At 50.8% G+C, this 23,345-nt stretch carries 21 protein-coding genes; 8 read left to right on the plus strand and 13 right to left on the minus strand.

Annotation, left to right across the window (positions count from 1 at the left end; translation table 11 throughout):
• Nucleotides 1-377: 377 nt before the first annotated feature.
• The 6 genes from Q2J34_RS02635 to Q2J34_RS02660 are packed head-to-tail and all read right to left on the minus strand — an operon-like array spanning nt 378 to nt 5,687.
• The gene (locus tag Q2J34_RS02635; protein ID WP_298889076.1) at nt 378-1,364 is read right to left on the minus strand and encodes a GNAT family N-acetyltransferase; all 987 of its coding nucleotides are present in this window, start codon (nt 1,362-1,364) and stop codon (nt 378-380) included.
• 2 nt (nt 1,365-1,366) lie between these two features.
• Nucleotides 1,367-2,308: a DUF2156 domain-containing protein gene (locus Q2J34_RS02640; RefSeq protein WP_300969204.1), complete on the minus strand. Its 942-nt coding sequence runs from the start codon at nt 2,306-2,308 to the stop codon at nt 1,367-1,369.
• Between the two features lie 10 nt (nt 2,309-2,318).
• On the minus strand, nt 2,319-2,738 hold the full coding sequence (locus tag Q2J34_RS02645) for a SufE family protein (RefSeq protein WP_300969205.1): 420 nt from the start codon (nt 2,736-2,738) through the stop codon (nt 2,319-2,321).
• Nucleotides 2,739-2,754: 16 nt separating this feature from the next.
• Nucleotides 2,755-3,747 carry a M28 family peptidase gene (locus Q2J34_RS02650; RefSeq protein ID WP_298889677.1) on the minus strand — a complete coding sequence of 331 codons (993 nt, stop codon included), beginning with the start codon at nt 3,745-3,747 and terminating at the stop codon, nt 2,755-2,757.
• Between the two features lie 21 nt (nt 3,748-3,768).
• Nucleotides 3,769-4,317 carry a cob(I)yrinic acid a,c-diamide adenosyltransferase gene (locus tag Q2J34_RS02655; protein ID WP_298889679.1) on the minus strand — a complete coding sequence of 183 codons (549 nt, stop codon included), beginning with the start codon at nt 4,315-4,317 and terminating at the stop codon, nt 3,769-3,771.
• A complete protein-coding gene (locus Q2J34_RS02660) occupies nt 4,317-5,687 on the minus strand; it encodes a M48 family metalloprotease (RefSeq protein ID WP_298889681.1) in 1,371 nt (456 codons plus the stop codon). Before Q2J34_RS02660 ends, Q2J34_RS02655 begins: the two co-directional genes overlap by 1 nt.
• Before the next feature lie 386 nt (nt 5,688-6,073).
• Between Q2J34_RS02660 and Q2J34_RS02665 the strand changes: the two genes are divergently transcribed.
• Both Q2J34_RS02665 and Q2J34_RS02670 read left to right on the plus strand, forming a co-directional pair.
• Complete coding sequence (locus tag Q2J34_RS02665; protein WP_298889683.1) at nt 6,074-6,820, plus strand: hypothetical protein; 747 nt, start codon at nt 6,074-6,076, stop codon at nt 6,818-6,820.
• Between the two features lie 2 nt (nt 6,821-6,822).
• A complete protein-coding gene (locus Q2J34_RS02670; protein WP_298889685.1) occupies nt 6,823-7,968 on the plus strand; it encodes a zinc ribbon domain-containing protein in 1,146 nt (381 codons plus the stop codon).
• 397 nt (nt 7,969-8,365) lie between these two features.
• Here Q2J34_RS02670 and Q2J34_RS02675 read toward each other — a convergent pair whose 3' ends face one another.
• Nucleotides 8,366-9,607, minus strand: a complete 1,242-nt coding sequence (locus tag Q2J34_RS02675) for a WG repeat-containing protein (protein ID WP_298889687.1) — start codon at nt 9,605-9,607, stop codon at nt 8,366-8,368.
• A 589-nt stretch (nt 9,608-10,196) separates the two neighbouring features.
• On the opposite strand from Q2J34_RS02675, the gene Q2J34_RS02680 reads away from it, so the two are divergent.
• Nucleotides 10,197-11,414 carry an ISL3 family transposase gene (locus tag Q2J34_RS02680; RefSeq protein WP_422763822.1) on the plus strand — a complete coding sequence of 406 codons (1,218 nt, stop codon included), beginning with the start codon at nt 10,197-10,199 and terminating at the stop codon, nt 11,412-11,414.
• Here the strand turns inward: Q2J34_RS02680 and Q2J34_RS02685 are convergent.
• Nucleotides 11,364-12,200, minus strand: a complete 837-nt coding sequence (locus Q2J34_RS02685) for an ISAs1 family transposase (RefSeq protein WP_300969206.1) — start codon at nt 12,198-12,200, stop codon at nt 11,364-11,366. The genes Q2J34_RS02680 and Q2J34_RS02685 overlap by 51 nt on opposite strands.
• A gap of 559 nt (nt 12,201-12,759) precedes the next feature.
• Between Q2J34_RS02685 and Q2J34_RS02690 the strand changes: the two genes are divergently transcribed.
• From Q2J34_RS02690 to rbr, 3 genes are all read left to right on the plus strand, one after another.
• Complete coding sequence (locus Q2J34_RS02690) at nt 12,760-13,290, plus strand: YceD family protein (RefSeq protein WP_298888837.1); 531 nt, start codon at nt 12,760-12,762, stop codon at nt 13,288-13,290.
• Between the two features lie 15 nt (nt 13,291-13,305).
• Nucleotides 13,306-13,488 carry a 50S ribosomal protein L32 gene (gene rpmF / locus Q2J34_RS02695; protein WP_004331464.1) on the plus strand — a complete coding sequence of 61 codons (183 nt, stop codon included), beginning with the start codon at nt 13,306-13,308 and terminating at the stop codon, nt 13,486-13,488.
• 177 nt (nt 13,489-13,665) lie between these two features.
• Nucleotides 13,666-14,247, plus strand: a complete 582-nt coding sequence (gene rbr, locus Q2J34_RS02700) for a rubrerythrin (protein ID WP_298888834.1) — start codon at nt 13,666-13,668, stop codon at nt 14,245-14,247.
• A gap of 101 nt (nt 14,248-14,348) precedes the next feature.
• Here rbr and Q2J34_RS02705 read toward each other — a convergent pair whose 3' ends face one another.
• From Q2J34_RS02705 to recA, 5 genes are all read right to left on the minus strand, one after another.
• Nucleotides 14,349-15,614, minus strand: a complete 1,266-nt coding sequence (locus Q2J34_RS02705; protein WP_298888832.1) for a glycosyltransferase — start codon at nt 15,612-15,614, stop codon at nt 14,349-14,351.
• A gap of 13 nt (nt 15,615-15,627) precedes the next feature.
• Nucleotides 15,628-17,019, minus strand: a complete 1,392-nt coding sequence (gene vimE, locus Q2J34_RS02710; RefSeq protein WP_300969207.1) for a UDP-2,3-diacetamido-2,3-dideoxy-alpha-D-glucuronate deacetylase VimE — start codon at nt 17,017-17,019, stop codon at nt 15,628-15,630.
• A 30-nt stretch (nt 17,020-17,049) separates the two neighbouring features.
• Nucleotides 17,050-18,072, minus strand: coding sequence for a GNAT family N-acetyltransferase (locus Q2J34_RS02715; RefSeq protein ID WP_298888828.1), 1,023 nt, complete (start codon nt 18,070-18,072; stop codon nt 17,050-17,052).
• Nucleotides 18,069-18,548, minus strand: coding sequence for an A1S_2505 family phage non-structural protein (locus tag Q2J34_RS02720; RefSeq protein WP_298888826.1), 480 nt, complete (start codon nt 18,546-18,548; stop codon nt 18,069-18,071). The genes Q2J34_RS02715 and Q2J34_RS02720 overlap by 4 nt, the downstream gene beginning before the upstream one ends.
• Before the next feature lie 122 nt (nt 18,549-18,670).
• Complete coding sequence (gene recA, locus Q2J34_RS02725; protein ID WP_300969208.1) at nt 18,671-19,807, minus strand: recombinase RecA; 1,137 nt, start codon at nt 19,805-19,807, stop codon at nt 18,671-18,673.
• A 753-nt stretch (nt 19,808-20,560) separates the two neighbouring features.
• Between recA and Q2J34_RS02730 the strand changes: the two genes are divergently transcribed.
• Nucleotides 20,561-21,085, plus strand: coding sequence for a hypothetical protein (locus Q2J34_RS02730; protein ID WP_298888822.1), 525 nt, complete (start codon nt 20,561-20,563; stop codon nt 21,083-21,085).
• Nucleotides 21,085-23,160 (plus strand): hypothetical protein, encoded by a 2,076-nt coding sequence (locus Q2J34_RS02735; protein ID WP_298888820.1) that lies wholly within the window; start codon nt 21,085-21,087, stop codon nt 23,158-23,160. The genes Q2J34_RS02730 and Q2J34_RS02735 overlap by 1 nt, the downstream gene beginning before the upstream one ends.
• Nucleotides 23,161-23,345 lie beyond the last annotated feature (185 nt).

Genomic DNA, 23,345 nt, shown 5'->3' on the forward strand with positions numbered 1-23,345 from the left:
AGCTAACCTCTAACCTCTAATCTCTATTTACATATCTTTACGGGGGAATTCGTCCGATTCCCTTCTTTCTCGAATATCCACGTGGGGAATCTCAAATCTCCACGTGGATATTTTTTCTTTTCCACGTGGGGGCGAATCATTTCCTCCGAAGTTTCATTTGATTCCTCCGAAGTTTCATTTCATTCTTCCGAGGAATTTTTTATTCCCCACGTGGAGATTTTGAAATATCCACGTGGAAATCACTTTTCCCCGACACGGCGCCGTTTCGATGTGTAGTTGGATCTAAATTATTGTAGCAAGCCGCCATTGATGTGCCCTTTCAAACTTTTATCGGACAGCAATACTCACTAAAGGCTTTTATCTAGGAAATAGGGGGATCACTCCATCATCGCGTAGACCAACGTATGCTGGAGGGTGGGCAGTGCTGCGAGCAGCTGATCGGGTGTGAGCGGGTTGATGAGACGATCGTTAGGACGCGGTGCGAAGAGTAGCTGGCGACGCTGGCGCAAGACGCAGTAGCGACCGCTATTCGTCGGGATTTGCTCATCGAGCAGGTCGAAGACGATGCGTTGCTCATCGTGATAAAGCGCAGCGGGGAGGAGCGGATCCTCTTCTAGCACGCCCAGCTCAATAGCCCACGTTAGCAGCTCAGCGATGCGCAGTGGACGCAACATACCAAAGGGCGCGGACAGGTCAAAGGCTCCGTCGGCTGGCTCCTCTGCTGGAGGGATGGCTAGGACGCTTTGCGTCTCTCCCTCGGCATCTCTATAATAATAGTAGGTTCTTTCTCCAATCGTGCCTATGCTTCCGTCCTCAAGTGCTAAGCTCTCTCGGAGCGTGCGCCACTGAAGGTAACTATGCGTGACGGTAGGGTGTTGCTCGGCGAGTGCTGCCTGCCAACTTCGGTAGTGCTGCCAAGCTTCAATAGATGGGAGGTCTGAGGGTTTCGCCTCTGGCGTGGGGGTGCATCGCTTGCCATAGAGCGTGGCGTAGCCCATCTTGCGGTAAAACTGGTAGAGCCACTCCTCGGCCGGTATGAGGAAGGCGCAGAGACAACCCTCTCGCCACATCTGCTGGTGACTTGCTTGCATGAGGTGCTGTACGAGTCCTTTGCCCCGCTGGTCACTCGCGGTGGCTGCGCCTGAGATGTAACCAGCGCGCCAGCACTGGTCACGGTAGCGCATCAGGTAGGGGAGGTACTGCACATGACTGAGTGCTTGGCTCTGGTCTAGAGCGGTGAGCAGATGGGTGCGACGTGGGTCAAAGGTAGTACGACTATAGAGCGCGATAAAGTCCTCGCTATCCCCAAAGGTGGTGCGCCAGATCTCCTCGTAGAGTCGTTGCGTCTCTGCCTTTAGTCTCATGGTTAGGACTCCAGCTCACCAGCCCACTCTGGGCGACGCCACACGCAGGTGTGCTTCACGAGGCGTACTTCAGGACGATAAGACTCTTTTGCCTTACGCAAGCCGGGCAGCCCGAGGTCTTCCTCCCGATTGACATAAGTGTACTGCTCAGGGATGCTGCGAGCGAACTCACGATTGATGATCGTATAGGCGCCGTCGATGTCGGTGCGCGCCTTCTCGATATGCACGTCAAAGGTGTCCTCCGTGATGGGCGATCCCAGTGTAAAGGCAACGATCTCGCCGCCGATCTCGATCATACCGCCACGCATCTCCAGCGCCTCGTAGTTGTCGAGGAATCGCTGTATGACCTTTCGCTCCACATGCAGACTAGGGTCAGGCTCGCCCGTCGCTTCGGCATGCGCCAGCCACTCATCGGCAAAGTGTGCGACACGCTCCAGATCGTCTGTGGTGATGGGCAGGTAGCGGTAGTCGGGGTAGGTAGCTTCGAAGCGGTTGATGTGATTGCGCTTCGACTGAAGCTTCTTGCCATTGAGCCGTGCGAGCTTGTCTCTGAGATAGACGTAGTCGATGTAGTCATCGTCTTGGATATGGACAAATTCATCGGGAAAGAGCTTCTCCAGTCGCTCCTTGCAACTCGAAGTCACGCCCATGAAGACGAGTGGATAAGCTTCCCGCTCGGAGATCTCCATGAGCTCCTTGATGGTCATCGTCCACGAGTTGTCGTCACGACAGAAGGGGCAGAGGTATACGGGGTGGTCTCGGCGTGGGGAGCGAAAGCGGATCACCAGCGTCTGTGTGCCACCGATAGCCCACGAAGTCTCGTACTGCACCGCCCAGCCATAAAGGTTGGCAAAGGAGATATCGCAGATAGGCTCTGCAGCATAATATATATAAGGAAAGACTGTGGAGCGGTCGGCTACATCAATCTGTCTAAAAGGGGTCATAATCTATCTCTTAGAGGCTCAGAAACTCCTGAGCACGTCGTCTGATCGTCTCATACATCGACTGAAGCCCGTTGCTCCGTGTCGGTGAGAGGTGTGACTGGAGTCCCAGTCGGTCAATGAAGTAGAGAGGTGTCTCTACGATAGCCTGCGCAGGCTGATCATTGTAGCAGTAGAGGAGCATAGCGGCAATGCCCTTGGTGATGAGCGCATCGCTATCTGCCTTGAGGTGTAGCGTGCCGTCTTCCTGTGGAGCAATGATGATCCACACCCGGCTCTGACAGCCGTCGATGAGATTTTCGCTCGTATGCTCCGCATCATCGACAGGCTCCAACTGGTCGCCCAGATCGATGATCATTTGGTAGCGATCCATCCAGTCGTCTACCAGTTCAAACTGTGAGATGAGCTCCTCTTGTCGTTCGTCTATAGTCATAAGTTGATAAGTCTAATCAGTGAGCATCTAGATCTTTGAGCACCGCCATGACGGTATGCCCGACAGCTCCCAGCGTCTCTGCCGAGATGTTGCTCATGTTATCTTGTAGTGTGTGCCAATAGGGGGCAAAGCCCTCGTCGCTCCGTGGATCGTAATTGACAATATCAATGCAGGGGATGCCGAGATTGCGAATCACGGGCACATGGTCGTCGGTCAAGCCCCCACCGTCAGCTTGGTAAAAGTAGGATCCGTAGCCTAGTTCGACCGCTTTGCTCCACACTTTCGTAAGTAGCTGCGGTGCGTAGCTCTTGGAGAAGTACTCCCAGTAGAAGGTCGCATCACGTCCGCCTACCATATCTAGCAGGATGCCGCCCATCGCTTGGTAGTCAGCCACGTGCGGATTCTTGCTCCAGTAGGTAGAGCCTAGACACCAGCTCTCCTCGTCTGAGTAAGCACCGTAGTCCTCTCCATCGAAGAGCACGATGTCCACGCCGATCGTCTGAGGCGGCGCGACACTGCCTAGTAGCCGAGCCACCTCAAGTAGGACGCCTACGCCACTAGCTCCATCGTCTGCGCCAAGGATTGGCTGCGTATGGTTGGCAGCATTAGGATCTTTGTCGGCCCAGGGACGTGTATCCCAGTGCGCCATGAGGAGGATGCGTTGCGAGGCAGAGGGGTTGTACGAAGCGATCAGATTGGTCAGCGGAAGCTTCGTCCCATCATGTGCTGTCGCCTCAAAGCTTTGCTCCACAACCGTGGCACCGTACTGTGTCAGCTGCTCTTTCATCCACGCAAGACAAGCGGTATGTCCCGGAGATCCTGGGACTCGAGTCCCGAAGGCGACCTGCTTGGCCACAAAGTTGTACGCACTATCCGCCTCAAATGGCGTAGCCACGCGGGGCGTCTCCTGCTCCTCCTGATTCGTTTGCTGGCTCTGCTGGTCCTTATTGCAAGAAAGCAGCAATAGGCCGAAAAGTAGCGGTAAGATATATTGTGTGATACGTATCATAAGAATTAAAAGCTAAGTGGGTCAATGCTCGATCCCAGTGCGAGATAAGACTCCGTCCTGGTAATAGTGCTTGACCTCTGCAAAGTTAGTGACAAGCTGACAATGTGGGAGCAACTCCTCGCAGTATTGTCGTCCCGTGAGGACCAGTTCGCACACTTCGGGGCGCTGCTTGATGGCATCGATGAGATCTTCTACTTTGAGTAACCCCAAGCCGACAGCCATAGAGACCTCGTCCCAAATGACTAGATCGTACAGTCCCGAGCACATCTGCTCGACAGCTCGTGCCAGCCCTTGCTCGGCAGCCTGCACGTCCTGAGGACTAGCCGCGTGATCTATCAGGCAGCCCGTGCCGCCATACATCGATCCATACAGCTCGATGGTGCACTCCTCACGCTTCGTATGCTGCTCCAGAAAGAGCACATCACCGTAGCGCATCGTCTTGATGAACTGCCCAATGTAGACCCGCCCACCATGACCGAGCGTGCGCATGGTCAGTCCCATGGCTGCGGTACTCTTACCTTTGCCCGTACCGTAATAGTAGTGGACGAAGCCTCGCTCCCACATGCTCATTAGCGATTGACAGGCTCATAGTGAAAGCCTCCTCCGTCCTGCTGCTTAGCAGACGAAGAGCTTCCACTGTCTCTCAGCTGGCTAGCCGCTTGACTGCTACTCTTTTTGTGGAGCGACTTGAGCTGTACCTTAGGTCCTTGCGACATAACACCAGGACCGCTATAGTATTGACGTGCCTCGGGGAGGAACTCCTGGATGGCTCGTATGCGGTTCTGATCACTCGGGTGAGTGCTGAGGAACTCAGGTGTCTTCTGTCCCTGCTGTGCCATCTTCTGCCAGAGCGTCACGGCTGCTGCAGGATCGTAGCCCGCCATAGCCATGAAGACCATGCCGATCTTGTCCGCCTCATACTCCTGCTTGCGACCATAAGGAAGCGAGACCAAGAGCTGCGAACCGATCGGATAAACCTGCTGCAGGATGCCCCCGAGCGCTGCACTCTTCGAGCCGACCATCCCTGTCAAGACCTGTCCGCCTAGCTGCGTAAGCATCTCACGGCTAATGCGCTCATTGGCATGCTTAGCCACAGCGTGAGAGACCTCGTGCGCTATGACTGCTGCTAGCTCGTCATCGGTAGGACGCGTCGCTTGAAGCAATCCACTGTAGACGACGATCTTACCACCAGGCATACAGAAGGCATTGACCTGACGATCACGGACGAAGTTAAACTCCCACTGTGTCGCTTGCGCTATCTGGTCGTATCCGTTGTTGCGTAGATAGTTGTCGGTAGCCTGTGCTATGCGCTTCGCCACACGGAGCGTCTGCTGTCCTTGGGGCGAGTTGTTGTCCACGTTCGCCTTGCGAATAAACTGATTATATTGTTGTGCGCTGGCCGCCGATATCTCAGCGTCCGACACAAGATTGAGCTGCTGTCGTCCGGTGATCGGCACGACGCCACACCCGGCTAGTAAGAGCGTCAGGGTGAGTGCTGTAAACCATCTTGCTATCTGTGTCATCTTCGTAATATGTTGATTGAGTCTATGAGACGTAGTCTCTACTACTGCAAAGATACTCTTTTCGCGGTAGCTGTGCCATAGACCCAGGGAATCAAGAATCATCTCTAAGGAGTAAAAGGTGACGCTGTATTGCTTGTCGTCTGTGGCAGTTGTTAAGTACTCCTTAATAACTGAATCGCGCACCAACTCTCTATCTTTCAGTATGTTTGATATATGCATACTGATGTTAGGGATAGAGGTGTCAAAAAGCTCTGCGAGCTGGCTTTGATTCATCCAGACGCTACCATCTCGGGCATAGAGCGTGACCTTAGCTCGCCCGTCCTCGCTGTTGTATATGATGATGCGTTGCTCATCTCGAGGAGCATCTGGAGAGTCTTCCTCGGGAGCTGAGGGGTGAGGTTCGTTAGTCGTAGTCATATCGTGACGTGGATTAGTAAGTGAGATGGCTTGAATAGCTTCAAGCAGTATAGCAAAAGCGTACTCAAAGGTAATCAAAACAGTCAAGCAGAGCAACTATACAAGACGAATGTATGACAGCACTCCCCCCTGACTAAAGCTTATCGTGGGGATTTCGAACACTCCACGTGGATATCAGTTTTTGACCTTTACGCCTCGTTTTTCTTCTTCGCTAAGCTTAGCTGGAGTCTAGCTGTTGACAAACTATTGCATTTTCAGATTTAAGTGTTTATCTTTGTCCTCAAACGAAACGTATTGTGACGCAAGAGGATCGTTCTCTAGTCGCCGAAGAGAAGAAATTGCGGCTCGTTCGTACAGACTGACTATCACTTAAACACCAATAAACTATGAAACTAATCAAGCAGTATGTGGATCGTCTCTTGCAGTACATCGACAGTGGACGATTCTTCCGGAGTCCTATCAAGGTGTTTTACATCTTAATCGGGGTCTCTACCTTCCTCCCGGTGTTCCTACCTATCGTACTCCTGTTCATCCCTCCGGTTAATGACTTTATCGACTCTCTGGGGGGATGGGCCACTATCGTGAGTTACCTTGGGGTACTTGTCCTTATCGTCTACTTCTTGGCTCTGGGCTTCTTCGGCTTTTTCTATTGGCGTAATAGGCAGCGTGATCTCTATGCCACAGTTAGGGTCGGAGACAAGATCAAGGCCATCCCCGTATGTGCTCACATCGTCAGATGCCTGGGGGAGTGGAATGGTATATACCTCTTTGTCTCAACTATGGGAGCCTATCTTATCCTCTATGTCCTTGCACTCATTTCCGGTGGAGGAGACTTTGTAGGTTTCTTGATCATTCTCTTCGGAGGTCTACTCGCAATCCCTCTATTGTGCTTGATCCTCTTCCTGATCAGCTATCCGATCATACTGTCTGCTCACGCTATCTCAGAGCGACTACTGATCAGAGCCCTCGTGGCCAACAATGTATCAGACCTTGGCGACATACACCGCGCAGCAGTGATGCCAGAGGCTGAGGAGTCACTGGCTAGTGGCACCCAAAAACAAGAAGAGCCGATTGTATCTTCTGTTGTCACAGGGTCAGCTACAGAGAGTACCTCCACCACTAACGAGGAGTAGATATGACTAGGCTAAACTTAGTAAATGTGAGGAGGTGTCCTACTTGTGGACACCTCGTCCCTAATAGCTATAAGACCTGCCCTTACTGTAGCAATGCTGAGGTCAAGCTACCGACGGCTTCCAGCTCACAGCCTCAGCCCACTCCTTCCGAGGCTCCTCGTCAGAAGAAGCCTATGTCTCCACAGGCTAAGAAGAGACTACGGAATGGTCTTATCATCGGGGGCTCAGTCGTTGCAGCTCTAGTTATAGGTCTTTTCGTGTGGAACACTGTGTCTGAGGCGAGAATCCTCAAGAAGAGTATCTTGGAGCCACTGACACAGCAGCAACTAGAGGCAAAGCGGGAGAGCTGCCCACAGCTCCTTCAGTACAGGAGCCTCTTCAATGAGATACGCGATAAGGTCGTCGGCACGCCAGAGGAGGATACCTATCGCTCCATCACCTACGAGCAGATGATCGACTACCTAGACTACATCAATAGCCAAGAGGAGAAGCAAAAGCTCCAAGGTGAAGCCCGAACTGAATACGTGGACTATAGTAAGGAGTACGAGACAAAGTTTGGGACACTCTCGCAGGAGTGGACTGAGTTTTACAAAAAGCATGACCCGAGTGCTTACATCCAGCTCACCTTCCATACGACGTATCAAAGAGATGACGACTCTTACTATACCATGTATCATCCAGCTTTTTGGGTGGATATAGCCTATCCCAATGGTGCGATAGAGGATTGTGAGGTCTACTTCGGACTATGGAGTGAGGAGAATGAACAGTGGAACTATGGATCCACAGGCACTTGGCAGCTAGAGAGACTGAAGAATTGCACACGGTCTAATTCTACTTATTGGACTTACGTCTCTAGTGATGAGCCTGACATCTATGATCGATACACGATCAAGTATGAGGTGAAAAACGTGACGCTACGAGACGGTTCGTTCATATCATCGACCGATGTACAGAACATCCCCTCCGAGATGTTGCGATACTTAGAGGATTCTACACAGGAGAATAAGGATGCGGCCATCAAAGCTCTTGTTGACTCCGAGTACGAGACTGAAGAGGAGTATGTCGCCTCATACCTCGACAAGTCCTATGAGAAGAAAGACGAGCTGTGCTACAAGCTCCTAGCAATCGTCAATGAGGATGACCAGTAAACCTTGATCTCATGATGCTGTCCCAGTGACAGTATCTCAATGGAGACTGTTGCAAAAGTCAACAGTCTCACAATCTTGCAAGCAAGATTGTCCAGACTTTGCAGAAAGGATGAAGCGCAAGGCGCTGAGTGTGAGGTCTGAAGGGAGCATACATCCGTATGTGACCGAAGCCGAATCCCGAAAGCAACACAGCGATTCGCCTTTATGCAACAGTCTCCAATGGGTAGTAGACGACACTTCGCCTGCTCCTTGAGACGAAAACCGCAGCCCCCTTACCACCACGTATGGTGAGGGGGCTGCTTGCGTATTTGGAGAAGCCCTCAGTCTCTAGGCCTACTATACGTTACCAGTCTTCATCCACCCATAGTACTGCTTCGTCTACCATTGCTACTACGGCTTATTCGTCTGCTGCTACTGCTACATCATCTCCTAGTGCGTTTGTTACGGCTTTTGATGTTTCTGCCACTGCTCTTGCTGCTTCCGCTTCGGCTTCCTCAGCAGCTTCTGTAGCTTTGTAGAGCTCGATAGCTCTTAGCCTGGACTTTTTGCATCGCCCTTTAAGTCCCTTGGGAAAGGTGTCGTGACCCTTTAGGTCCACATAGCCGTGATACTCCTTACTGCCTTCTCCAGGGATGAAGATGGCCTGCCTTTGTAGAAAACTAAGCTCGCCATACTCTACCAAGACTACAGGGATCACACCATTAGAGAGGTCTATTTCTTTTGGCCAGAGATAGATGCTAGCTTGATCATACTCTGCTGGGATGATTATCTTGCCGTTGGCATCTTTCACGCCCCAGAGGTATAGCTCAGCCGTCTCTGTGCCATACATCTTACCCGTGTAGAGCGTGTGCGTGAAGGTCTGAGCTTGGCCAGCGATGGTGCGCTTTGTGATCCGCTCCATCTCGCTGTCACTCACATCTTTGACCTTCTTCCCTTCGGCGTTATAGACTTTGTATCCTGACTCACCCTTAGGAATGTAGAGCTTACCATCAATGAACTTCTCGATATAAGCTGGATTGGCAAAAGGTCCCATACCGATACTAGTATAGGGGACATAGGGACCATCGCCATAAGCACCCTGAAAGACCTTGCGTCCCTCCTTGTCTAGGACGAAAAAGTGATCATTATACTCGTTTATGACAACCACCAGCCCCTCAGAAAACTCGCCTGGTATCTCTATCTCCGGACGATGTCGGATCACTTCACACCCTGTGGTGTCGATGAAGCCATAGCCTGAGTCATAAGAAATCCGCACAGAGGCTAGCCCCTCATGAAAGGGATTGGCCCAATCATACTGACACGGTATCACCTCCCGACCCGTCTTGTCGATGTAGCCCCACTTGCCATTCTTACAGACAGCTGCATACCCCTCGCTAAAGAGGCTTAGATCGTCATACTTCTGGATGGCTTCAATAAACTCAGGAGTTAGCTGGACAAAGTTTTCGTTTATCTCGCCCTCCACACCAGTCGTGTCGCTTTGCTCGATGCCTGCTAGGTCCAAATCGCTTGAGGGTGACTCCTTAGCACAACCTTTAGACAGAGTACGGATGAGGACGCAACACAACCCCACGACAACGACAGCTGCCGCGATGATGATCGTCCACATCTTTCGCTTGGGATTGTTCGTACTTTGACCCATAGGGTTGCCACACTGTGGGCAGGTCGCCGAGCCAGCTGGGACTGAGGCTCCGCACTTGGTACAGTTCTTAAAAGCCATGATGCGATAATGTTTTTGCGTCAGACATTGCTACATAACAGGCAAGACACCCAGCACTAAGTCTCCTATCCAGATCGCTCATCGCCAGGAGTCATACCCTCAGTGCAAAGGTAATCTTTTATCGCAAAGGCGTAATCAAACTCAAAGGTAATCAAAACAGTCAAGCAGAGCAACTATACAAGGCTCAGCTTTGGTTGGGAAAACCCAACGCTGGCTCATTGCAATAATTTAGATCCGGCTACATATCGAAATGGGGCTGTGTCGGTGAAAAGTGATTTCCACGTGGATATTTCAAAATCTCCACGTGGAGAATTTTTATTTCCCAGGTAGGAAATAAAAAATTCCTCGGAGGAATCAAATGAAACTTCGGAAGAAATGAATCACGCCCACGTGGAAAATAAAAAAGGATCATCCGAGATTTTGTGTTATGACCTGATCGTGGGCTAAGAAAGAAGCTGGCTCTATCTTTAGTACCTTTGAAAAAGTTAACCAATACTATTCGTTAGTACTTATGATAGAAACCAGCTTCCTATATCACAGCTTTGGAGTACGAGACGTTGTCAATACTCGTTGCGAGTACAAAGGTAACAAAACAATCATACACGTACGCTCCACACGTCCGCTTTGTTATTGCCCCCATTGCCACTCCTACACCTTGCTCAAAAATGGAACAAGAATGCGACAGATACAAACCTTACCTATTGGCTCCCGCCGTTGCTATCTCAAGCTGACGAACCAACGCTATAAATGCACCTCTTGCCATTGGGATGGCTGGCAAAAGATTCCTGGAGTATTGAAAGGCAAGTCCTATACTTATAGATTTGCGCAGCATGTCATTGACTTACTTAGAATGGGAACGATTAAGGCTGTTGCGAACCATCTAGGTGTCGGCTGGGATCTAATCAAAAGCATCCATAAAGACTACCTAAACAAGCGATACAAAAGCCCCAAATTAAAAGGACTCAAACGCATCGGCATAGATGAATTTGCTGTTAGAAAAGGACACATTTACGAAACCATTGTCGTAGACCACGACACGGGACGGATTGTTTATAGTCATCCAGGTAAAGACAAAGAAGCCCTAACCCCTTTTTGGGAAATGCTCAAACGTAGAAAGATAACGCTTGAAGCAGTCAGCTGCGATCTTTCCCCAGCCTATATAAGCGCAGTGATGGCGTATCAACCGAAAGCTCAGATAGTCTTAGACCACTTTCATATTATGAAGTTGATGAATCAGAAGATCGATGCTCTTCGCAAAGACCTATATAGAGAGGAGACAGATCTCAATAAGCGTAAGGTTATCAAAGGAGTTAGGTATTTACTTCTAGCAAATGGAGCAGACGTAATGGATGCGCTTCATCGCACAAGGTTAGAGAATGTGCTGGCTATGAACAAGCCTCTAGCTATAGCATACTACCTCAAAGAAGATCTTAGACTATTCTGGCAGCAGACCTCAAAAGAAAAGGCTGAGTCGTTTTTGAAGAAGTGGCTCGAACAAGCAGACGATTCGGGTGTTAGGCATGTCAAACAAATAGCTAAAACTATCCGGCTCTATCAATGGGGCATTCTAAATTGGTATGATCACCCCATTTCCAATGGGGTGGTCGAAGGAATCAATAACAAGATCAAAGTCCTCAAAAGGATTGCCTACGGATACAGAGATATGGACTACTTTCAACTAAGACTTTTTGCTCTCCACGATCAGGTCATCACACAGAATCTCGGATGAACCACTTTTCAGCCCTTTCCATTTGTCTAAAGTCGAGTCTGGATCTAGAGATAAAGGGTTTACGATGCTACTCATCGTGCGTGTTTCTATTCGCCCGTGACCAAAGTCTTTCTGCTCTTGATGCACGATATGAGCATCGTAGAGGGGACAAAAGAAACTTTGCATCTCTTCCTTCGTTAGTTTCTGATTATCTTTAACTTGGAGTAGGTAGTCACCACCCTTCCCGACCACTGCGGTTGCTATATCGGTTTGAGTGCCGATAGCGTCAATAGTGATGACGGTGTCTCGCAGATCTAGAGCCTTGAGAATTTCTTTGATGGCATTGATTTCATTAGACTTAGTGGAGATATATACCTGAGCCAATGAAGCTTGCTGCTGAGGGTCAAAGGCTGTAACGCAATGGCTGTCGGCATCGAAGTCTAGCTTCTTAACGCCTCGCATCGTCTTACCATCTAGACAGATGTGCTTGCCCGTTGTTATCTCAAAGCTTTCCTCCAGGAAGGCTTTGTAGACTAGCTCTATCTGATTGGGATCAAGAAGACTGATAGCCCGATTGAGCGTGTCGTGAGAGGGGACTCCCCAAGAGCTCGACTCTCCTGATATACGCTCATATAGAGCCTCCAGATCAACCTTGTACTCCTCTGCATAGTCTTCTATTTCGTACCAAGAGGAGCAGCCAGAGAGAGTAGCTGTGAATACCGTCGTAAGGATGTATCCTAGGGGGAACTTTTTGCATCGATTTATGCGTGGATCTTCGACCATTAGAAGCTGATTGAATATGCTCATAGAGATTACTCATTGTATTGATTATCAGTTATAAAGGTACGAAAAACCTACGACATGGACAAGCTTTTTGAAGAGAAAAATGAAGAGTTTTTGCGACTATATTGAGTTCACTTTTTAGGCCTTTCATTCTCCCTCTTAAGATCACAATCAGCTTGTCATTTATAATGCGTCAGCCCTGAGAGATCTGCTCCTAGAAGCACTAGTGCCATGTATATTCAACTAAGAAATACTAATCTCGGCTAATACAGGCCTGACACATTATATATATTATGGCTATCCGATGAAAGCTTTTTTTGAGGAGGCATCGAGTAGATCGTTCTGCAGAAAGGTGCTAACTATCAGTACCACTTGGGTGAACCAAAAGTTTCATAGGTAAGAAACTGTAGATTGATCGAAATCGAGTAGTCGGACAGCAATAATATATAATGAGTCAACCCTGATAGCCAACCGCCAGTCGCTTGCCGTCTACCGATTTTTCTGTACCTTTGCGCTCATACCCCTAGAGTACACCTTATGGTGTCACTCTGGAAGCATTTTTTTAGAGAAGTTGTAGTACGCTATGTCTCACGGAGGTCACTATACGATATATTTCAAGGGATTGCCACAAGGCGTCTCGACCGAAGACTTTGTTGTGGACTCAGCTTTTCTACAGTCACGCCCTACGTTTGACCTCAGCGGAGGTCCCGTAGCATGCGCCATCCGCGTGGATCGGGTCGGAGAGACCTTCGACCTTCAGCTGACGCTCACAGGATCTGTTCAGACACATTGTGATCGTTGCTTAGCTCCCCTAGAGATGAGCATCGAGATGTCTCAACATATTGTTGTCAAGCTTGGCGACCAGTACGAGGAGGTAAGCGATGAGGAGATCATCGTGCCGCGTCACAGCCCCTCACTCGACTGTGCTGACTTGATCTACGACCTCATCGTGCTCTCACTCCCCATCAGCCGAGTGCATCCTGATGGAGCTTGTGCCGAGGATATGCAGGCCATCCTAGATGATCTCGACCCCGAGGCAGAGCGAGAGACGGATAGTCGCTGGGATCAGCTCAGTGCGCTGCGTGACTCACTACATCAAGAGAAGGATAAATAATAAAATAGATAAACAATGGCACATCCCAAAAGACGGCAGTCCAAAATGCGCACTGCCAAGCGTAGAACGCACGACAAAGCAGCAACTCCCACACTAGCTAAGTGCAGCAACTGTGGAGCATGGCACGTATATCACACCATCTGTCCTGAGTGTGGTTATTACCGTGGACAACTAGCTATCGAGCAGGAAGAGGCATAAGCGCCCCACTCCGCTAAGCAACAAGACGCAAGCCCCTAGACGATCTCCTAATCGCTCTAGGGGCTTTGCTTATATGATGCGGGCTGTGTGGTTTCTCAGGGCATATTTGCAGAACTCATAATAAATAGGTATCTTTGTGGTGGTAATGAATCCATTCAACCTTTAGAATACCTATATATGAGTACTAAGTCAATCAAAGGTACACGTACCGAACAGAATCTCCTGAAGTCATTCGCTGGAGAGTCACAAGCTAGAAATCGCTATACATACTTCGCCGGAGTAGCTCGCAAGGAGGGTTATCGTCAGATCGAGGCTGTCTTCCTAGAGACTGCTGATCAGGAGAAGGAGCACGCTAAGCGCTTCTTCAAGTTCCTCGAGGGTGGTGAGCTTGAGATCACCGCTGCTTTCCCCGCTGGAGTCATCGGCACCACCGCTGAGAACCTCAAGGCCGCCGCTGCTGGTGAGCACTGCGAGGCTGAGGAGATGTATCCTGAGTTCGCCGACATCGCTGAGGAGGAGGGCTTCAAGACCATTGCAGCCGTCTATCGCAACGTAGCTAAGGCTGAGCATGAGCATGAGATGCGCTACCTCAAGCTCCTAGAGCGTGTCGAGGCTGGCAAGTACTTCGAGCGTGACGAGGAGATCTACTGGCAGTGCCGCAACTGTGGCTTCGTCGTTAAGGCTAAGAAAGCTCCAGCTAAGTGCCCCGCCTGCGATCATCCACAGGAGTTCTTCGAGCCAATGGCTGAAAACTACTAATAAGCATTGCATAGGCTATACGCCTATACAGATCAAGCCCAGCAGACTCTTCGTTTGCTGGGCTTGATGCATTTATGCCTGACTGGACAAAGGGAAAGCACTCAGACGAGTGTGCCGAAGAGTTGCGCAAAAGCCTCCGCCATTGCTGCTCGCGTATACTGCTTATAGTGCTCTGTAAAGGTATCTATCGGCAACACCTCGCCACGCTCCAGACGCTCTAAATGGTGGGCAACAAACTCTACCACCTGCGCCACTTCAGTAGCCGCAAGTGCTCCTCCATGTGCTCTGAGGTTCTGAGCCACAACGCTTTCGTCACTCTCCACCATCAGGATAGGTCGACGCATTGCCATCGCCTCAAAGAGCTTGGTCGTAACCATCCCGTGAGGGCCCTCAGGCTGTTCGCGACGACCCAAGAGGAGGAGCATGTCTGCCTGAGCCAGCAGCGTCGGTACCTCAGCATAAGGCACCATAGCGTGAAAGTGCTGACAAGTTCGTACCTCATCGCTATAACGCTCTAGGAGACTCTCTAGAAGTTGCTGCGAAGCATTGTCACAGTACCAATGCACCTCGACAGCACCACGACTAACCCACCTACTCAGCGCCTCAGCTTGCAGTGCCTCTAGGAGTAGCGTCGGGTCACGCATCTCGAGAGAAAGGAGCCGACCTGTATAAACAATGCGCAAAGGCAACTGAGGAGCTTCCTCAGGCTGTGCGACAAAAAGTCTCTCGTCATAACCATTAGGGATACAGACGACCTGCTTTTCTGGGTGTAGCTGCTGCAACTGATCTCGGTGCCACTCAGAGACAGTAGTGATAACTGTGGCTGCCTTGAGCGCCTTTGTACGAGCTTTGATAAATTGTCTTCGCAGCCAACTATAAGCCTCTCTGCGCAGAGGCACCCACCGTGGTAGCGGTGCTGGTAGAAAGCCCTCTGGCGTATACTCCTCGACGATGTCTCGACAGTCCATCACGGCGGGTAGCCTCGTCTGCCGTGCCAAGCGAGCGACCGCCGGTAGTGGGAATGTACGATAACTCATCCCCACGATCAGCGCATATTGTGTCAAGTCGTAGTGCTGTCGCAAGTGACGTACGAAGCGCTGGCTCTTCACCTGCCATAGCGCATCTGCAAGTGCGTAGAGTGCTCTGCCCCGTCTAGGAGCTAGTGGCACCCGCTCCAGGCGATGTGCCGGCAAGCTACTTTTTTGCTCCACAGAGCCGTGAGAGCCGAGGTGCTCTCCTCGTATCTCCTCGCTCACTACATCAACCTGCCAGTCATCCCCGGGGAGCCGCTGCAAGAGTGCCGTGATACGGGGCGCAAACTGCGGGGGCAGCAGGTCAGTCAGTAGCAAGATACGATGAGGACTCATAGGCGAGCAAAGACTATAACCCAACGATATCAGACGCTGGCGAGAGCTTGATAATCTGTCGCAGTAGGGTGCGGTACAGACGTGTGTGGTAAATGTGCGGATCGTCTAGCAGCAAGTTCTCATTGTGAAAGAGTAGCGTCACCTCTCCATGATACTTGTACGTCTGATCGACCATGGCCACAGCCACACGCTCAGCCTCTGCGTAGTCTAGGTGCATATACTTCTCATCGTGCAGCGTGTAGTCCATCACCGTGAGCGGATGCAGGATCAGGTCTGTGACCTCTAGACTTTGCGGATTGATAAAGCGCACAGGCCGTGAGGTACCTAGCCTAAAGCCCGCCACATCGGCATAAGCCATCGAGTAGTCGTGGTAGAGACCCGCACCAAGGAGTGCATTGTAATCCTCTGGCTCACGCACCGCTAGGTAGTGATGGCGCGAGTAGATGACCGACTCACCTAGCTCCGTCTCTAGCTCTATCTTAGCAGCCTCCACCGCCTCAGGATGCTCAGAGCAGTAGAGGTTTAGGTGCAGTCCAAACTCCACCTTGCGCCTTCGAGCCAACCGCATGATCGCTGCTATCTTGCGATTGCGCAGCGTATAGTTAGGCTTGTCCAGTGGATGCGGGCTGGGAGTCTTGATAAAGAAGATCGTTCGCACAGGAGCTGCGCACTTACGCTGGGTCTCCACATTCCAATCGAGGAAGCGTCCATAGCTAAAGAAGAGATCCTCGCTAGCTCGTGAGAAAGTATTGCGATAAGCAGCCCGCAGGGGGAGGCGCTCCTTGAGTAGCAAGCGCAGGAAGCCCCGCACACCCGAGCTATAGTAGGGCTGATCAAGGTCATGTGTCAGAGAGACCGAGCTAAAGCCCTGTACCATCGGCTGCACCGCCAGGCCTATCTCGCTCATCAGGCGTCGTAGCTCCGCAGCATACTCATCTACCAGCGGACGCTCCAAGAAGCCCGCACGGTATGGCAGCGACTCACGCCCAGGGAAGCGTCCATGCTCATCCCGCCGCTGACGATAGTACATCTCCTCGTAGCGTGATAGCAAGAAGAAGCTACTAGCCACCAAGTCAGCATAGATCACCAGACGCCTACCATACGGGGTGTCGATATACTCCTCACGAGGCTCTCCAAAGAGCAGAGGCATGCCGTGCCACTCCGCCAGAGGCAGCTCAGGCATCGACTCTGCACGGCCATACTGCTCGTAGTCAAAAAAGCCCGACGGCACAATCACCACACGATGATACGGCTCCGCCTCCTCCGGACGGCAGTAAGCGACATAGTCTGGTGAGTGCTGCATCTGCGCATGACGCGCGATGCGGATCTTGCCCGAGATGTCGAGCGGAGTCGCATCTCCAAGTAGAAACGATAAGATATATTCTGTCGCCTCGTAGTGTCGCATATAGATCGATAGCTTACAAGTTAAACGAGCTCAATAGAGATGCTGTAGATAGTACCGACGCAGTTGCAGACGCATAGCGAGTGTCTGTCGCCCCGCCTGCAAGCGTAGGTAAGGGTGTGGCACAGCCCCAAAGCTGCGAAAGAAAAAGGCGATGCCTGGCTGCATCGATCCCTCAAAGTCGAAGGTGTGACACCCCGCCTCTCGGCTCCATGTGATCAGTTTATCCAGCAGTAGCGCCATCGCATCCTCTCCCTCAGGCGTTCTCGCCTGTCCACCCGCAATATAGTAGGCAGTGCCAGCATGATGTGCCACAAAGGCTCCCGCCACGGGCTCACCCGTCTGCGAGGAGAGTAGCAATAAGAGAGCACCCTGCCGACGCGCCATAGCAGCCGCCACAAGTCGTCTCAGCGAGGAGGCACAGAGACGATCGCCTCCGCTACGCTGCAGACTCTCACGGCAAAGGTCCACCAGCATCTCCGCGCAGGTTGACACACTCGTCTCCTCAGCCCAAATCTCTCGCAGATCCAAAGCAGTAGCACGGCGCACCTTCCGGCGGATCAAACTATTGTACAATGCTTGAGGCTCACTTTGCGTCAAGTCAAGAAGGTGGGTATAAGCAATCGAGCTACGCCATGCTCCCGCAGGCGTCTCGCATGGTAGCCAGTCCCAGTAGTCTAGCGGCAGGTGCGCCTCTATATAGCGTAGTGATGAGGGCAGAGCTTCGCTCAGAGCTTGCATAGCTGCTAGATGAGCAATGTATCGATCCCGATCGAAAGGCTTCTCCCCCACCGCCCCCAGACGATCACTCAGAGGACCAGCACACTGACAGCAGGGAGGCACAATCAGGTGACGACGTGTGGGCATAAAGAGAGGCCATATAAGCGTCGGAGCACCCTCCTTACGCCCCGTCGTAGTGAGTACATCCATCTCTCCCATCCCCGATGCTGCTAGGAGCCACCACGGCTGCAGGTAGAGCGGTAGCGAGGGGATCTCAGCACACCATCGAGTGTACTGCTCACCCGAGAGAGAGAGACGATCTACGGAGAGACTCACGACTTACTAAATCGCTTCGGGATCACGAGATTAGCTGGCATAGCTCGTAGCTCATAAGCCTCCTCCGAGAGTTCACGCACAGCCTCCCACAGCAAGGCACTCACCTCCTCTGCAGACCACCCAGCGATGCCACACCCCACCTCCGTAAGGTAAAACGTGAGCATAGGATGATCTAGGGCAAAGAGTATCAACCTCTGGAGGCTCGCACGCAGAGCCTCGGGAGCCACTCGACGCATATCCTTACCCAGAGTCGGCAAGGCATAAGCTTGCCCCGTCAAGCCCTCGGCGACTCCCATCTCTGCAGTAAAGATGAGGCGCGCAGTACGTGCAGCACCTCCCATGTGATGTCCTAGCAGATTACTGCCGAAGACAAATATCTCGTCCTCTTGGAGCACAGAGATACACTCAGGTGTATACTCGTCATCCGTACGATCAGAGAGTCGCTGCCAACCATTAGGAAGATGTGGAGCTGTCATGGTAACTATGCTTTGTCAATTTACCAGGCCGTAATAGACCCAGCTCTATCTGATAGCGTAGATCAGAGAGACGCGCAGGGTGCAAGAGTCTGCACTCACACACCCCACGCCCCTCTGACTATTTATATATCAAAGTCCTCATCGACCAGCTGATCTGTCGTGTCTAGATCTTCGCCCTCCGCACCCTCAGAGGCATCTGGAGAAAGGTGTAGCTTACCTTCATGAGCTAGCTGATCCATCACCTGCTGAGCCACCTCGTCTGCCAGCTCGGGATTGTCATCGAGCAGCTCCTTGACCGCATCACGACCCTGACCTATGTTATTGCCCTGATAGGAGAACCACGAGCCACTCTTCTTGAGGATGCCCATATCAGTAGCCGCATCAATAATCTCGCCTACACGGTTGATGCCCTGACCGAAGAGTATGTCAAACTCAGCACGACGGAAGGGAGGAGCCACCTTGTTCTTGACCACGCGCACATTCGTCACCTTACCGACCACATCGTCACCCTTCTTGATCTGCTTATAGGCGCGTATGTCTAGACGCACAGAGGAGTAAAACTTGAGCGCATTACCACCTGTCGTCACTTCGCTAGGACCCGTAGGACTATAGCCACTGCTGATCTTCATACGTAGCTGATTGATGAAGATACAGCAAGTCTTAGAGCGACTCACGGCAGCCGTGATCTTGCGCATAGCACGAGACATGAGACGTGCATGCAGACCCACCTGCGTATCTCCCATCTCACCCTCTATCTCTGCCTTAGGCGTCAAAGCAGCAACCGAGTCCACAACAAGAATATCCACCGCCGACGAGCGAATCAGCTGCTCCGCGATGTCTAGAGCCTGCTCACCATCATCAGGCTGAGAGATCCACAGACGGCTAATGTCCACTCCCAGAGCCTGTGCATAAGTCGGATCAAAAGCGTGCTCCGCATCAATGATCGCAGCGATACCGCCCAGCTTCTGCGCCTCGGCAATAGCGTGGATAGCCAGCGTCGTCTTACCCGAAGACTCCGGTCCAAAGATCTCTATGATACGTCCACGAGGGTACCCCCCGACACCGAGAGCTATGTCGAGCGTCAAGCTCCCCGAGGGGATCACACTCACATCCTCCACAGCATCATCTGCCATATTCATGATAGAGCCCTTGCCAAACTGCTTCTGTATGCGTCCCATCGTAGTCTCCAGCGCCTTCATTTTCGCTTCGACGTCTGTAATAGGAGGAGTGACAACGATCCTCTCATTTTTCTTTGCCATATATATACCTAGTCTTTAGTTGAATATCGGAGGTCTGCGAGCATCCGCTCTAAAGAGTATCGATAACCTCCCATACAAAGGTAATGAAAAAAGGAACAGCTCACCCATCGACACAGGGCTGACGCATTATAATCGCTCTGTCAGGAGCTACACATAGCGACAAGCAAGGCATAGATGAGGTCACTATATATAAATGTGCCACCCATGGATTGGCTGTTAGCTGTTAGCTATTGGCTGTTAGCTATCGGAACCATCGGAGCTATCAGAGTGATTGGATCTCTAATCTCTAGCTTCTAATCTCTAACTTCTAAGCTCTAACCTCTAATCTCTATCTACATATCTTTACGGGGAAATTCGTCCGATTCCCTCTTTTCTCGAACATCCACGTGGGGAATCTCAAATCTCCACATGGATATTTTTCTTTTTCCACATGGGCGCGAATCATTTCTTCCGAAGTTTCATTTCATTCTTCCGAAGTTTCATTTCATTCCTCCGAGGAATTTTTTATTCTCCACGTGGGGATTTCGAAATATCCACGTGGGAATCACTTTTCCCCGACACAGAACCGTATCCATACGTAATCGACTCTAAATTATTGCAACGCGCCGACATTGAGTTTCTCCCAAAACTGGGCGTTCGGTGATAGGTCGCCGAAAAACGCTACCTTTGCCAACTCTGAGGGAGAGTGACAATCGTGATCACGCACTGATTTGCTCTCCAAGCAAAAACAATCAATTCAATTTACAAACAGCTATGAAAAGAGTTACAAAAGGACTCGTACTTGCCCCTCTACTCTGGCTCTTGTTACTACCTCAAGTGGTGACCGCTCAAGCACTCCCCACGACACTAGTAGTCAAGACGACTGAGAATAAGGAGCTGTGCTACGACTTGACCAAAATCAGCAAGATCACCTTTGAGACTGGTGCTATCAAAGTAGAGCGCAGCGATGCCAGCCAGCACTTTACACCCGAGATGCTGAAGATCAACGACATCGACAAGCTCTTTTTTGCTCAAGACCGCAAGGACAACACGACCCACATCGCATCGCCTCTGCTAGCTCCGGCCGCTACTCTGAGCTACTACAAGGTGGGGCAGGAGCTCCACCTCGAGGGCTTTACAGCCAGCGATGAGACACTTTACATCTACACCGCTGATGGGCAGCTAGTCTCACAGCAGGCCATCACCTCTACTACGTGCATCCTAGATGCTACCCAATGGCCTAGCGGGCTATACATCGCTACCACAAACGTACACAACACCCTCAAGATAACTCTCTAATGAAAAAGCAAATACTACACATTATCCTAGTAGGGCTCCTGGCCCTACTTCCTTCGCTCGTCTTGGCTCAGAGCAACGAGCGCATGCTCATCTACTCTAAGAGTGGCGAGATACTGCCCTACCGTGTAGAGCATATCGATAGTATCAAGTTCCTCTCAGACGAGGTAGACCTCACGCTCAACCCCACCGTCACACCACACGCAGATGGTACGACTGGTAAAATGAAGCTCAAGGTAGGCGACGTAGGGGGTGACGTTCGAAGCATCAAGGTGATCCTGCCTGAGAGCTTTATGATCGCTCAGATGAACGACATGCAGTGTCTCAGTCTCTTCACCCCAGAGATGGCTGCTCGTATGGGCGTGCAGATCTTTAACGTTGAGGGGGGCAAAGAGTACGACCTCTCTGGCATGCAGCAAGGGTATGACTACACGGCACTCTTCCTCCCATATGACGAGCTTGGTTGTCCAGGCAACGTCAAGCGCGTTGAGTTCAAAGTACCCAAGGGCAAGCTCGCTGGCGACCCACAGATCAAGGTCGACTTCACAGACATCACGCCTACTGGCTACACTGCTACGCTAAAGCCCAATGCAGATGTCGCTGGTTACTTCTTCCTCAATGACCTAACAGATGCGACTGCGCGAGATCAAATGATTCAAATGATGCACATCCCAGACCTCAAGCACTACATTGTACTGTATGGTACAGACTTTGAGACCCACAAAGCCCACGAGGGTGAGAAAACAAGTAACATGACTGAGTTTATCGCAGGCACTAGCTACTCTGTCTTTGTAGTCCTAATAGATAAGGACGGTCAGTACTCCGATGTCCAAGAGTTTAAGGTTACGACAGCTAAGAAGGGTACCTCCCAGACTGCTAAGGTAAACGTCAAGATCAAGGAGGTCTCCGAGTCTGCAGTGATAATTGTCAACACGCCCGATGAAAACACCTCTTCGTATCGAGAGGTCGTTGTCGAGAAAGCTAAGTACAACGAGACTGAGATACTTGAGTACCTAAAGGAGAGCCCTGAGAGTATGGCTCTGCCATACCACACAGAGGCGTATATCTCTGCTTGGAATGACCTCAAACCAAGCACCGCCTACTATGCGCTAGCCATAGCAAAGAACGGCAACAACGAGTGGGGACCACTCACCAAGGTTGAGTTCACTACGCTCTCAGAGGTCACAACTAACGAGTTACCCACTCTCAACTTCGATCCTCAAACAGATACTCAAGGAGCTATCACTAGTCAAGACGTACTGGATCATGAGCAGGCTCTAGGTCGTACCCCTACAGAGCTAGCTCTACAGGGCAAGAGATTTAGAGGCTTTGCCAACACGGCTCTAAAGACTGTCCCTGGTGTCATCTACGACCTGGAGAGTGGTCAGCATCTTATGATTGTAGCTTTTAGCAAAGAGACACTCGCTGATTGTCCTAAAACAAAAGCGATGCTTTCCGAACTTGGCTTTAACTCCTTTACTCAAGGATCACATGATGGTACTGCAACCCTCACAGCTACTAAAAGTGATGACTCTAAGGTCTCTGTCTTACTTCTAGACGAGCCCAACACGGAGCTTAACACAACACTACAAGTAAGACTACTCTACAAAAACGTGTCGTCAGATAACGATATCGAAAAGGATCATGGAGTCATCACTGACGCCCAAGACTTCCCCTCTTATACCCAGCTAGAGACAAAGGATCACGATAAGATCAAGGCTTTTGAGCAAACATTAGGTCTTCGGGAGTTCAATGCTCTCTACTCTAGTGACACCAAGCTACAGTTCAATACTAAGGCAGAGGACCTCAAGAAGTCTAACTTTCATTACGTCCGCTACACATTTGGTAAGTACACTGGTCTTTACATTATGTGCCGTCTCAATTGTCTCAGCAACGATACAGAGCTACAATCTGCAGAACTAAAACAGTGGCTGGCTAATAATGGCTTTACAGAGAATTATCAATATGATGACCGATTTCATGCCATTTCTGCTATGAATGCGCAAGGGATTAAGTGCGAAGTCTTCTTTGATACAGATCTCAAGCAATACCTCCTACAAATCACTAAACCCAACTAAGTATATATCTTAAGGCTATCAGGTATAGCTGCATCTGACGATCCTCAGTAAAAGAGTTATACCAATCTGATCAAAGGATCAGTCCCCTAAAAAAACAAAGAGATGGCTCAACTGCTACTACGCAGCAGTTGAGCCATCTCTTTTCATATCTCAAACTCCTATACAGTCAGCTCTAAACCAACGAG

This window comes from Porphyromonas vaginalis (genome assembly GCF_958301595.1).
Taxonomy (GTDB): Bacteria; Bacteroidota; Bacteroidia; order Bacteroidales; family Porphyromonadaceae; genus Porphyromonas; species Porphyromonas vaginalis.